This window comes from uncultured Imperialibacter sp., from assembly GCF_963974565.1.
In the GTDB taxonomy this organism is placed as follows: domain Bacteria; phylum Bacteroidota; class Bacteroidia; order Cytophagales; family Cyclobacteriaceae; genus Imperialibacter; species Imperialibacter roseus.
In genome coordinates this window covers 179,715-191,874 of the sequence record NZ_CAXBCJ010000004.1, presented here as the reverse complement: position 1 = coordinate 191,874, position 12,160 = coordinate 179,715, and the positions used below count along the sequence as shown (strand labels likewise).

General features: G+C 47.3%; 14 protein-coding genes. 11 read left to right on the top strand and 3 right to left on the bottom strand.

The window, feature by feature from the left end:
- Positions 1-7: 7 nt before the first annotated feature.
- The 4 genes from AAC052_RS07490 to AAC052_RS07475 are packed head-to-tail and all read left to right on the top strand — an operon-like array spanning position 8 to position 3,130.
- Complete coding sequence (locus AAC052_RS07490; protein WP_151999824.1) at positions 8-385, top strand: STAS domain-containing protein; 378 nt, start codon at positions 8-10, stop codon at positions 383-385.
- Between the two features lie 6 nt (positions 386-391).
- Positions 392-1,306, top strand: a complete 915-nt coding sequence (locus tag AAC052_RS07485) for a ribonuclease Z (RefSeq protein ID WP_339812205.1) — start codon at positions 392-394, stop codon at positions 1,304-1,306.
- 7 nt (positions 1,307-1,313) lie between these two features.
- Positions 1,314-2,120: a queuosine precursor transporter gene (locus AAC052_RS07480; protein ID WP_339812204.1), complete on the top strand. Its 807-nt coding sequence runs from the start codon at positions 1,314-1,316 to the stop codon at positions 2,118-2,120.
- The gene (locus AAC052_RS07475; protein WP_339812201.1) at positions 2,120-3,130 is read left to right on the top strand and encodes a phosphotriesterase; all 1,011 of its coding nucleotides are present in this window, start codon (positions 2,120-2,122) and stop codon (positions 3,128-3,130) included. The genes AAC052_RS07480 and AAC052_RS07475 overlap by 1 nt, the downstream gene beginning before the upstream one ends.
- Here the strand turns inward: AAC052_RS07475 and AAC052_RS07470 are convergent.
- Positions 3,127-3,873, bottom strand: a complete 747-nt coding sequence (locus AAC052_RS07470; RefSeq protein ID WP_339812198.1) for an RNA methyltransferase — start codon at positions 3,871-3,873, stop codon at positions 3,127-3,129. The two genes, AAC052_RS07475 and AAC052_RS07470, sit on opposite strands and share 4 nt — an antisense overlap.
- On the opposite strand from AAC052_RS07470, the gene AAC052_RS07465 reads away from it, so the two are divergent.
- The 3 genes from AAC052_RS07465 to AAC052_RS07455 are packed head-to-tail and all read left to right on the top strand — an operon-like array spanning position 3,845 to position 7,826.
- Entirely contained in the window at positions 3,845-6,322 is a 2,478-nt protein-coding gene (locus AAC052_RS07465) for a BamA/TamA family outer membrane protein (RefSeq protein WP_339812196.1), read from the top strand. The genes AAC052_RS07470 and AAC052_RS07465 overlap by 29 nt on opposite strands.
- A gap of 47 nt (positions 6,323-6,369) precedes the next feature.
- Positions 6,370-7,269, top strand: coding sequence for an oxygen-dependent coproporphyrinogen oxidase (gene hemF, locus AAC052_RS07460; protein ID WP_317491120.1), 900 nt, complete (start codon positions 6,370-6,372; stop codon positions 7,267-7,269).
- On the top strand, positions 7,266-7,826 hold the full coding sequence (locus tag AAC052_RS07455; protein ID WP_339812194.1) for a phosphatase PAP2 family protein: 561 nt from the start codon (positions 7,266-7,268) through the stop codon (positions 7,824-7,826). The genes hemF and AAC052_RS07455 overlap by 4 nt, the downstream gene beginning before the upstream one ends.
- On the opposite strand, the gene AAC052_RS07450 is transcribed toward AAC052_RS07455, so the two are convergent.
- Both AAC052_RS07450 and AAC052_RS07445 read right to left on the bottom strand, forming a co-directional pair.
- Positions 7,812-8,510 (bottom strand): LytTR family DNA-binding domain-containing protein, encoded by a 699-nt coding sequence (locus tag AAC052_RS07450; protein ID WP_151999832.1) that lies wholly within the window; start codon positions 8,508-8,510, stop codon positions 7,812-7,814. The two genes, AAC052_RS07455 and AAC052_RS07450, sit on opposite strands and share 15 nt — an antisense overlap.
- Positions 8,511-8,542: 32 nt before the next feature.
- A complete protein-coding gene (locus tag AAC052_RS07445) occupies positions 8,543-9,130 on the bottom strand; it encodes a riboflavin synthase (RefSeq protein ID WP_317491118.1) in 588 nt (195 codons plus the stop codon).
- 138 nt (positions 9,131-9,268) lie between these two features.
- Between AAC052_RS07445 and AAC052_RS07440 the strand changes: the two genes are divergently transcribed.
- The 4 genes from AAC052_RS07440 to AAC052_RS07425 all read left to right on the top strand — a co-directional run bounded on the left by AAC052_RS07440 (position 9,269) and on the right by AAC052_RS07425 (position 12,059).
- Positions 9,269-9,922, top strand: a complete 654-nt coding sequence (locus AAC052_RS07440) for a protein-L-isoaspartate(D-aspartate) O-methyltransferase (RefSeq protein WP_339812190.1) — start codon at positions 9,269-9,271, stop codon at positions 9,920-9,922.
- 4 nt (positions 9,923-9,926) lie between these two features.
- Entirely contained in the window at positions 9,927-10,463 is a 537-nt protein-coding gene (locus tag AAC052_RS07435) for an acyl-CoA thioesterase (RefSeq protein ID WP_317491116.1), read from the top strand.
- 6 nt (positions 10,464-10,469) lie between these two features.
- On the top strand, positions 10,470-10,970 hold the full coding sequence (locus AAC052_RS07430; RefSeq protein WP_317491115.1) for a hypothetical protein: 501 nt from the start codon (positions 10,470-10,472) through the stop codon (positions 10,968-10,970).
- Between the two features lie 111 nt (positions 10,971-11,081).
- Positions 11,082-12,059: a c-type cytochrome gene (locus AAC052_RS07425; RefSeq protein ID WP_317491114.1), complete on the top strand. Its 978-nt coding sequence runs from the start codon at positions 11,082-11,084 to the stop codon at positions 12,057-12,059.
- Positions 12,060-12,160: the final 101 nt, after the last annotated feature.

Below are 12,160 nucleotides of genomic sequence, written 5' to 3'. Positions count from 1 at the left end.
TACACACATGAAGTATTCGTTAGATAAGAGCGAAAAATACAGCATCTTAAAAATTACACAGGAAAAACTGGATACCTCTACTGCCCCGGATTACAAATCCGAATTTGTAAAGCTGCAAGCTGAAGGCAGCTCCAACATGATCCTAGACCTTTCCGATGTAAAATATGTCGATTCGTCTGGCCTGAGTGCATTGCTTGTTGGCAACCGCTGCTTTTCAGAAGCTGGAGGCATCTTCGTTATGATCGGTATGAACGACCACGTGGTGAAGCTGATTAAAATATCGCAGCTTGACAAGGTGTTGAATATAGTACCTACCAAGGAAGAGGCAATAGACACGGTATTTCTTCATGAAATTGAAAGTGGACTCGAGGAGGAAGAAGAATAGTCTCCATTGAGCTTTGTATTAAAAATTCTTGGATCAAATTCCGCCGCTCCAGCGCACAACAGAAACCAAACGTCGCAAGTACTGGTGGTTGATGACGAGCACTTTCTCATCGATTGCGGAGAGGGCACTCAGCTTCAGCTAAAGAAATACAAAGTAAAGGCCACCAAAATCAATCATATTTTCATCAGCCACCTGCATGGCGACCACTACTACGGCCTGATAGGGTTGTTATCAACCATGCACTTGTATGGCAGAAAGGCCAGGCTTTTCCTCTATGGCCCGCCAGGCCTATCTGAAATCCTCAGTCTGCAGTTCAAGTACTCCAACACCACACTGAACTTCCCCATCCAGTTCAAAGAATGGGTGCCCGGCACTAGTGAGGTGCTTCTGGAAAATCAGAAAATCACTGTCAGTAGTTTTCCTGTCAGTCACCGAATTTCCTGTAGTGGGTTTCTTTTTCGGGAGAAACCAAAAAACAGACGGATTGAGAAGTCCTTGCTGCCCCCTAACGTTACGCCCACCCTGATCATTAAGCTAAAAAACGGAGAAGATCTGCTGGATGAAAATGGGAACATCAAATACAAAAATAGCGAGGTAACGCTCCCTCCCCGGCCCTCTTATTCGTACGCCTACTGCGCCGATACGAAGTACGAAGAGTCCCTCATCCAATACATTGCCAGTGTCGACATGCTCTATCACGAGGGCACCTTTCTGGATGACATGAGAGAGCGAGCTGAGCTAACGTTTCACTCCACGGCCGCACAGGCAGCTACCCTGGCGCTGAAAGCAGGTGTAGGCAAGTTGATCCTGGGCCACTTCAGCACCCGCTACAAAGAACTAAATCCTTTGCTGGAAGAAGCATTGACTGTGTTTAAAGAATCGTATCTTGGTATTGAGGGGAGTGACTTCTCCCCTGCCTGACAGAAAAATGGAGCAAACACTCAACAACAAACGAACCAATCTCTTTATCGTCCTGAGCGGCATTTTTCTCACCAATGCCGTCGTCGCAGAGATGATTGGTGTCAAAATTTTCTCAGCCGAAGGCACCTTCGGACTGCCCCCGGCACAAATTCATCTCTTTGGCGACTTTGTGCTCGACTTCAACCTGACTGCAGGTGCCGTGATCTGGCCGGTGGTTTTCATCACCACCGACATTATCAACGAATACTTTGGCAAACAAGGCGTGAAGAGGATCAGCTACATGACGGCCGGCTTTATCGCTTACGTTTTTCTGGTCATCTATCTGGTTACACTGCTCGACCCCGCAGCCTTCTGGCTCGATGTCAACGGCACCGACAATGAAGGGCATCCATTCAATATCAACTATGCTTTCAAAGTCATTTTCAGGCAAGGGCTTGGTATCATCATCGGATCACTGGTGGCGTTCCTTATCGGCCAGTTGCTCGATGTCTATGTGTTTCATCAGCTTCGCAAAGTAACCGGATCAAAAATGATTTGGCTCAGGGCCACCGGGTCAACACTCGTCAGCCAGTTCATCGATAGCTTCGTGGTATTGGGCATTGCTTTCTATGTCCTCGCTCCTGAAGGTGGTCGATGGAGTCTCTCTCAGCTTGCGGCAGTAGGCACCATCAACTACATCTACAAATTCAGCGTCGCTATCTTGCTCACGCCTCTGCTCTATGTTGCCCACTACTTCATCGACCGATACCTGGGCAAAAAAGACGCAGAAGCGCTGATTGAAGACGCTGCTGCAAAAAGTAAAGGCTTTTTCTGATGAGACTCTATTCCCTTTTATCGATCGCCGTTCTGGTTGCCTTGTCATATTGCAATCCGGCTACTCAACAGCCCGAGGTCATTTCAGTCAACGGCAAAATGACTCCCAGCGAAATGGGAACCACACTCATCCACGAACACATCCTGGTCGACTTTATTGGAGCCGACAGTGTTGGCTACCACCGATGGGACCGGGACAGCGTGATTGCCCAAACACTTCCCTTTCTGGTGGATGCCAAAAAAAGAGGTGTCAACACCTTCATCGACTGCACCCCTGCCTATTTGGGACGAGACCCCTGGCTGCTGCAGGAGCTCAGTGAGCTGTCGGGGCTGACCATCATAACCAACACCGGTTACTATGGAGCTGTCGGCAATAAGTACTTGCCTGAGCATGCTTTCACGGAAACGGCGGAACAATTGGCCACAAGATGGATCGACGAATTCCAAAACGGTATTGAGGGATCGGGCGTCCGGCCGGGTTTTATAAAAATCAGCGTCAATAGCGACGTGCCACTTTCCACTGTAGATCAAAAACTCGTTCGGGCGGCTGCCATCACACACCTGGCCACGGGAATGACCATCGCTTCCCACACGGGCCCGGCACTGCCTGCCCTGGAAGAAATCGCCCTGCTAAAGGCCGAAGGTGTTGATCCATCTGCGTTCATTTGGGTGCACGCCCAGATCGAAACTGATTTCACTTACTACAACAAAGCCTATGACCTGGGTGCCTGGATCAGTTTTGACGGGGTAGTTTGGGATGTGGAAGAACACTTGAAGCGACTCATCTATTGCAAGAAAAACGGTCTTTTAGACAAAGTGCTTATTTCCCACGACGCCGGTTGGTACAGCCCGGGTGAATTGAACGGAGGTGACTTCAAGCCGTTCACAGCCATTTTTGATGAGCTCATTCCTCTTTTGAAGCAAAACGATTTTTCAGAAAAAGACATAGACCAACTGCTGCGGGTCAACCCGGCACGGGCCTTTGCTATCAATGTAAAAGCAGCCAACTAGCTCTTTGGCCTGCGTACATTGTCGCAAACTATGGCAGTAGCTACAGCTACGTTGAGCGACTCGGCACCACCGTGCCCCGGAATGGTAATAGGGTGACTCACCAGCGGTAGCAAGCCAGCAGAAATGCCGTTTGACTCATTGCCCATCACAATAAGCCCACCTTGATCGAATCTTTCGTCGTAGATGTTCTTCCCATTCAAAAGGGCGCCGTACACAGGCCCTTCGTACCCCTCCAACAGGGTGTTCAGCGCTGTATAAAAAACCTTCACTCTGGTCAGCGAGCCCATGCATGCCTGCACCACCTTCCCTGCAAACAGGTCGGTCGTTTCCGGAGAGCAATATACCTTGCCGATGCCATACCAGTCAGCTATCCTGATGATGGTGCCAAGGTTACCGGGATCCCTCACGTCGTCTAAAACAAGGGCAAACTCCGAGGCAACTGGTTCTTCAAACTGATAAGCTGGCATTTGAACAACAGCCAAGGCAGCATTGTTGGATTGTAAACCACTGGCCATTTCCAGTTCCCGCTCCGAAACTATTTCTACCGGAATAGGTGCCAGTTTTAGAATAAATTCGTTTTCTGCGTAAAAGGAAGAGGTTACATACAGCTCTATGAGCGTGAAATTTGATTGCAAAACTTCGAGCACACTTTTACCGCCCTCTACCACAAAAAGCCCCTCCTGCTTTCTGAATTTTTTTAATTGCAGTGATTTAATGAATTTTGCCCTGTTTTTCGAAATCATTCCCGTGACGGCTTCAATCCGCAAATTAGTATTTATAACCATTATTGCCGCTGCTTTTTCGGGCACTTTGTCGGGGTGTTTGGGATTGCGGTACCTTAAAGAAGACGAGAAGCTGCTTTACAAAGAATCAATAGAAAATGCCAAGGGACTGAATATAGATGAACTCGAAGCCCAATTTCAGCAAAAGCCCAATCGGCGAACGCCCATTTTCCCCTGGTCTCTATATGTGAATGTCTACTACTGGGGGCAACACAGGTACGATTCAGCAAAGTATCAAAGCAAAAAAGAAAGTGCCATTGCCAGGTACGATGCCAAGATTGCCAAAGCAATAGACAAAAAAAAGCCAAAAAAAGCAGAGCTTCTTAAATCAAGAAAGCTCAAGAAGGTCGCTAAAATTGACAAAACTTTAAAGGAAGGCAATTTATTCATGCGGTGGGGTGAGGAAGTCGCCGTTTTCAAGCCAGAGTTGCGAGAACAAACAGAGCAACAGCTTGTATCCTACCTTCAGTCGGAGGGGTATTTCAATGCCGGAGTTACCTCATCGCTGAAAGAAAAGGAGAAACTAGTGTCGGTGACCTATGAGCTTGAAAGAAACAAGCCCTATGTTATTGATTCGATATTTTACGGCATACCCGACGATGAGATCAAGGACATTGTACTTAACTCAGAGAATAAATCACTGTTAGTGAAGGGCGACAGATATCGCCAAAAGGAGCTGGCCAGTGAACGGGAGAGAGTCTATGAATCTCTTGTAAACAAGGGCTACTACAGATTCAATAAGCAATTAATTTCTTTTCAGGTGGACACGGCAAGCCTGGGCGGCAAAAAGGTCCTCATCGAAATCGCAGTGAAATCACCTGTAAAGGAACATGACCACAAAAGATTTGTCATCGACTCTGTAAACTTCATTACTGATGCCAATATCAATATCCCCGGTGAGAAGCGAAGCAATAGGATCTATCATGGTGTCAACTATAGCTTCTATGAGGAGCGATACAACAAAAAAATACTTGACTGGAGGGTTTTCATCTACCCGGATAGTATGTATAGCAGGGCCAACACCTTCGAGACGCAAAAGCAATTGGCCAACCTCGATATTTTCAAGTTTGTCAACATCAACTACGACACCGTAGGTACTCATTTCATCGCCAATATCTATACCAGCCCTCTTCAAAAGTTCCAAACCTCAACAGAGTTTGGTGTCAATGTAAGCCAGGGACTTCCCGGACCCTTTGTCAACGCCAATATCAAAGACAGGAATGTATTCAAGGGCCTTGAAATACTGGAACTGTCTGGCAGGTTTGGTATCGAAGGCGTCGCATCACCATCCGATGTAAAGGATGTGTATTCCAGCAAGGAGTACGGAGGGAATCTTGCCTTAACTTTTCCTCAGTTCATCACACCTGCCTCCTGGAGCAGACGACGAGACCAGGGGCGGCTCAACCCCAGAACACGCTGGCTGGTAGGTACTACCGTTACCGACAGGCGTGAGTACAAACGAACCAACTTTAACTCGACCTGGGCATACATCTGGCAAAAGGACAATAAACACCTGTTCAACCTTACCCTTGCCGATATCAGCTTTATTGACTCGGAGTTGAAGGACGACAAATTCAAAGAGTTACTTCAAGACTACGCCGACAGAGGCAACCGATTGATCAATTCCTTTAACCCATCTTACGTTGGAAGCACCAGCTTCTCGATGGCGGTCAACAACAATAGCTATGGTATTACTAAAGGGAATGCCAGCTTTTTCAGAATTTTTGTCGAAAGCAGCGGAAACTCACTCTGGTTCTTCAATGAGGACAATCTCATTAGTGACCGGTTGGAGTACTACCAATTTTCTAAAGCCAATTTTGACTTTCGAAAGGTCACCAACCTATCATCGAAGCACGATCTTGCCTACCGCTTCAACGTTGGGGTGGCTGTGCCCTACGGGATAAACACCGTGCTTCCCTATGAAAAGTACTTCTTTGCTGGCGGAAGCAATGGTATTAGAGCCTGGCGCCCCCGGCGGCTTGGCCCAGGATCCTACACGCCTCCACTCAACGACAACCCGGAAAAAGACGGGCTCTACGACTACAGCTTCGAACAACCAGGAGAAATCTTACTAGAAACAAGTGTTGAATATCGCAGAAGGCTTTTCAGCTTTGTATCGTGGGCGTTTTTCATTGACGCAGGTAACGTGTGGACGCTAAGAGATGACGTCACCAGGCCCGGAAGCCAGTTCAAAGTTGACTCATTTGCTAAAGAAATCGCAGTTGGATCTGGCTTTGGCCTGAGGTTTGATTTTTCGTTCCTTATCCTCAGGCTCGATGCGGGAGCAAAGATACATGATCCTGCAAGACCTCCCGGACAAAGATGGGTGTTCGACAAACTGCTGACCAACTTCCCATTTGGCGAAAAAGAGCAGACTATTCTGAATATTGGAATCGGGTACCCGTTCTAGTTTTGTGGTTCTCCTATATTTGCCATTGAATTGATATCGTTGAAGCTATGCCTGGAAAAGAAGAAATTACAAATTGGTTCAAAGGCTTACAGGATAATATCTGTGTGTCACTGGAAGCAGCCGATGGCACTGGTTCCTTTGAAGAGGATGCCTGGGACAGGCCTGGGGGCGGCGGTGGCAGGTCACGGGTGATAAGAAATGGAAAAGTAATTGAAAAAGGAGGCGTCAACTTTTCAGCGGTATGGGGCCCAACACCCGAAAAAGTTCTTCAGTCCTTTGGCCTCGACCATGCAGATTTCTACGCTACCGGCGTTTCCATCGTACTCCACCCCTCCAATCCTTTTGTACCCATCATTCACATGAACGTTCGGTACTTTGAAATGAGCAACGGCGTTTGCTGGTTTGGCGGCGGCATCGACCTCACCCCACACTATGTAAACCCCAACGACGCCCTCTATTTCCACCAGGCACTCAAAAACACCTGTGACAGGCACAACCCGGCTTACTACCCAAAGTTCAAGGAATGGGCTGACAACTATTTCTATGTGCAGCACCGCCACGAGACCCGTGGCATCGGTGGGATATTCTTCGACCATCTGAAAGCAGAGGATGGAATTTCGATGGATGACCGGTGGAAGTTCGTACAAGACGTGGGCAACACTTTTGCACCTACCTACACGCACTTTATGGCCAGCAATAGCTCGCAGCCTTATGGTGAGCGGGAGAAAAACTGGCAGATGCTGCGAAGAGGCCGCTATGTGGAGTTTAATCTCGTGCTCGACAGGGGTACAAAATTTGGATTAGAAACAGATGGACGTATTGAGTCGATATTGATGAGCTTGCCGCCATTGGCTGGCTGGGAATACAACCACCAGCCTGAGGCAGGTACACCAGAACATGACACGCTTTTGTCCCTTAAGAAAGGGGTTAACTGGTTGGGCTTATGAACTGGCTAATTGAGTTAGACCAACAATTTTTCCTGTGGCTCAACTCGCACTATGCCAGTTGGCTTGACGGCCCCATGCTGCTGATAACTGGAAAAAATACCTGGATTCCGCTTTACCTTGCTCTCATTGCCTGGTTAATCTACCAGCAAAAAAAGGAGGCGGTTTGGTCAATACTTGCCATAGTGCTCACCATTGTGATAGCCGACCAGCTGACCTCTGGCCTTATGAAGCCATTTTTCGAAAGACTGAGGCCATGCCATGACCCCGCTATCGCCTCACTGGTTCATCTGGTTGACGGATGCGGAGGGAAATTTGGCTTTGCCTCCTCACACGCAGCCAACACTTTTGCACTGGCCACGTTCGTCAGTCTATTGCACACAGGAAAACCCTACTGGCACTTTGTGTGGTACGTCTGGGCCGCAGTAGTGACTTATAGCAGGATTTACGTTGGCGTGCACTACCCCGGCGATGTACTTGTGGGAGCCCTTGTGGGTATTGCCGCAGCCTACACCATTTATCTGATTGGGAGGAAAACAGGCAGACTAAAGCATGTTTAGCTTCTTGATGAATTTCTCTTTGTAAGAAGCTCCTACCGGCACACTCTTATCACCTATCATGATATTCGATTCCTCAAGATGATCCACATTGTCGATATTAATAATGTACGACCTGTGAACCCTGGCAAAGGAGGTGGTGGGGAGCCGCTTTTCTATACCTTTCATTGTGTAGTGAACAATGTACTTTCCTTTTTTGGTGTTGAAGATCACGTAATCAGCCAGCGCTTCTACAAACAGCAGGTCACTTAGCTGAATCCTCACAAGCCTGCCATCGCACTTCACAAAAACGTGGGTTTGTTTTTCTACAAACCTGCGAAGTGTCTCAATATTCTCTTTGCCTTTAGTGGCGGCCTTCAAAAAACGTGGGTATTCAAAAGGCTTTACGAGGTAGTCGACTACACTATTCTCAAATGCCTGAACAGCATACTGCTCTTCGGAAGTGATGAAAACAATCTGGTAAGATTTATCCAGCGACTCCATTAATTCGAGCCCCGACATTTCTGGCATTTGGATATCCAGAAACAGCAAATCGACGTCAGCATCCTCCTTCACCAGTATGTTTTTGGCTTCAATCGGATTGGCAAGCTCATAGCTCAACGTCAGAAATTCCGTTTTTTCAATGTAGTGTTTAACCAGCTTTCTCGCCAGCGGATCGTCATCCACTACCATGCATTTAACTTCCATAGTAAATTCTTAAGGTTGAAGGTTCAGGTCGATTAGTATCCTTTTATTATTCTCTGAATATATTTCCCCAAAATATCAAATTCAAGATTAACATTAGTACCCTTGTCGATATTTTTGAAATTTGTGTGCTCAAAAGTATAGGGAATTATAGCCACCCTAAACTCCCCTTTTCTTGAGTTGAAACAAGTCAGGCTTACACCATTGATGCAAATAGAGCCTTTTTCGACAGTCACATTGCCCAATGCGTCATCATACTTAAAATCGAACAGCCAACTGCCGTCTTCTTCTGTTCTGCTTATACAAACGCCTACCTGGTCAACATGGCCTTGCACTATATGACCATCGAACCGACCATTGGCCAGCATGCATCTTTCCAGGTTAACAAGGTCGCCTTCTTTTAGCAACCCCAGCGCCGTCTTCTCCATTGTCTCGTGGATAGCCGTAACCTGATGCGCTCTACCGGCAACGCCAATCACCGTCAGGCAAACACCGTTGTGAGACACACTCTGATCAATCTTTAGCTCGGGGCTAATCGCACTTTCGATTGTGAAAGTATAGTTGGATCCATACTTTTCTATCTTCTCTACTTTCCCGGTAGTTTCAACAATCCCTGTAAACATCTCAATTATTAATTATCCAGCGAATTTAACTGGCAGAAGCTCCCCACGGTAGCCTTTTCCAATATCTTTCAAAAGTAATGAACAAAACTGATCGCCTTCTGTGCCCCGTACTGTCAATTCAATTAAATTGCCATCAGAATGGAAGACAGCTACAGGCACAAAGGGCTAAGAAGAGGACTTGTAAATACGTTAATTGAAAAAGGGATTAAGAGCAAAATGGTGCTCGACGCCATTGGCAAAGTACCTCGCCACTTTTTCTTCGACAACGCCTTTGTAGAACACGCCTATCAGGACAAAGCCTTTCCCATTGGGGAAGACCAAACCATTTCTCAGCCCTACACCGTAGCGTTTCAAACACAGCTAACGGGCGCAGGTCCAGGAAGTAAAGTCCTGGAAATTGGCACCGGATCTGGCTATCAGTGTTGCATTTTATTGGAGCTTGGCGCTGAAGTCTACACCATTGAATATAACAAAGTGCTTTATGAGAGAACTCGTAAGTTTCTCCCCTCCATGGGATATAAGGCCCATTTTTTTCAGGGAGACGGGTCGAAGGGCATGCCTAACTTTGCTCCATTCGACGCTATTTTAGTCACGGCCGGAGCGCCCACAATTCCCACCGCACTTGTTGAGCAGCTAAAGCCGGGAGGCAGGCTGGTGATACCTGTGGGTGACGACAAAAGCCAAAAAATGATTCGGATAACCAAAAAAGAAGGCAACAAACTGGTGAAAGAAACTTTCGATAATTTTAGCTTTGTGCCATTACTGGGCGAGCATGGCTGGGGCAAAAAATAACGAGATGGCAAAAAAAGCAAAGAGTGCAAAGGAATCGGAAGTAGTCATGACAGAGCTGGTGTTGCCCAACGACACCAACACGCTCAACAACCTCATGGGAGGTCGGCTGATGCACTGGATGGATATAGTAAGCGCCATTGCGGCACAAAAGCATTCAAACCGCATAGTGGTAACAGCTTCCGTCGACAACGTTTCGTTTGGCAAACCGATTCGGCTGGGGAACGTTGTGACGCTTAAAGCACAAGTTACAAGAGCCTTCAACTCGTCGATGGAAGTATATATCCAGGTGACAGCAGAAGACATCCCAGGCAATAAAAAAATTGACAGCAACACGGCTTTTTTCACTTTTGTGGCTGTAGACCAAACCGGCCGGCCAATTGATGTGCCGGAGTTGACTCCAGAAACGGAATTTGAAAAGGAACTCTACGAAGGTGCCCTTCGCCGCCGTCAGCTGAGGCTGGTGTTGGCAAAAAGGATGAAGCCTGAGGATGCCGTAGAGTTGAAGTCTATTTTTAAGTTAAAACCTGAAGACCTAAGCTAAATCACTATGGGCGCTGATCTCCATCCGGCTTCGTTGAAAGCTTTGTTTACTGAAGAGCTTTACCTGATTGGTGAAAAGCAAAGTGCTCAGGCTCCGGCAGAAAAGCCAGCCCCTGTTGAGGCCACAAAACCGGAGGAGACAAAAGCCGCAATGGCTGAAGCAGCCGCTCCCAAACAAAACACGCTGATCATTCTCAAACAACCTTTTCAGGCACTCGAAGCGTCGCAGAAAGAGCTGCTGACCAAAATCACAGCGGCAGTTAGCATAGACCTGAGAAGTGCTGTGCTCATCAGCGAATCGGATTACAAAGCCAATCCGGCGCAAACAGTTTCCTTCAGCAAGGTGCTCTCTTTCGGCGTGGAGTTGCCGGTCTCTACCTCTAAATACTCCGTTATCAAAAGAGATGGCCAGCAGTACCTGGCCTCCGATAGCCTGGCTGCCCTCGAACAAGCCATTGCACTAAAAGGAAAGCTTTGGAAAGCCATGCAGGAAATGTTCCTTAGCTAGCAATCGGTTCGATACCCTTTCGTTTTTAATTTCCGATGTCGTATTTTGGAGACAATTTTTTATGCTTTTCCAGCCTTGGACATTTTTGTAAGCTAACCAACTCTATCTAATATGAATAAGATTCTAAAGGTGACGATTATCGTCATCAGTCTGTTAATCCTGATAATTGCGTCAGGCTTGTCCTACCTGAAATTTGCACTTCCTGACGTGGGGCCTGCCCCCGAGATATCAGTTGAAGGCACCGAACAGCAAATTGAACGAGGCCGCTACCTCGCTAACCACGTGAGCGTTTGTATCGATTGCCACTCCACACGTGACTGGAGCAAATTTGCCGGACCTCCTATACCTGGCACAGAAGGCAGAGGCGGTGAACTTTTTGATCAGAGCTTTGGCTTCCCGGGTCGTTTTGTTTCGAAAAACATCACACCTCATCATTTGGAAGGCTGGACGGACGGCGAAATTTTCAGAGCCATTACAACAGGCGTTAGCAAGCATGGAACGGCCTTCTTCCCAGTCATGCCTTACAAATACTATGGCAAAATGGACACAGAGGATATTAAGTCGATTATCGCCTACGTCCGCTCACTCTCTCCAATAGCATTTGACCCGGACCCGTCTGCTGCCGATTTTCCGGTCAATTTCATTATCAACACCATGCCAGCGGCAGCCAGCCCTAAAAAAATGCCAGATCCAAAAAATGTAGTCGAGTATGGCGCCTATGTGGCAAATGCCGCAGGCTGCGCCGAATGCCACACCAAGCAGGAAAACGGAACAGTGGTAGGTGAGCTTTTTGCGGGCGGCTTTGAATTTAACATGGGCAACGGCTATATGGTATCGTCCATGAACATTACCCCACACGAAACGGGCATAGGCAAGTGGACAAAAGCTGCCTTTATCCAGCGGTTCAAGCTTTACACCGACACCACCTACGTGCTACCTGATGTAGATATGGCAAAAGGCGAGTTCCAAACTGTGATGCCATGGACCATGTACGCTGGCATGACCGAGCAGGACTTAGGGGCCATTTACGAATATTTGCAAACAATTGATCCCGTGCCAAACACAGTGGAACGCTGGAAAAAGCTTTAAACCACCCATTCGTTATCCCCTAAAAATCAGACACTTACGCTCATGAATGAAACAAAATAGTTTTAAAAACGCTATAACTAGTTGTAACCAGTTATAAATTT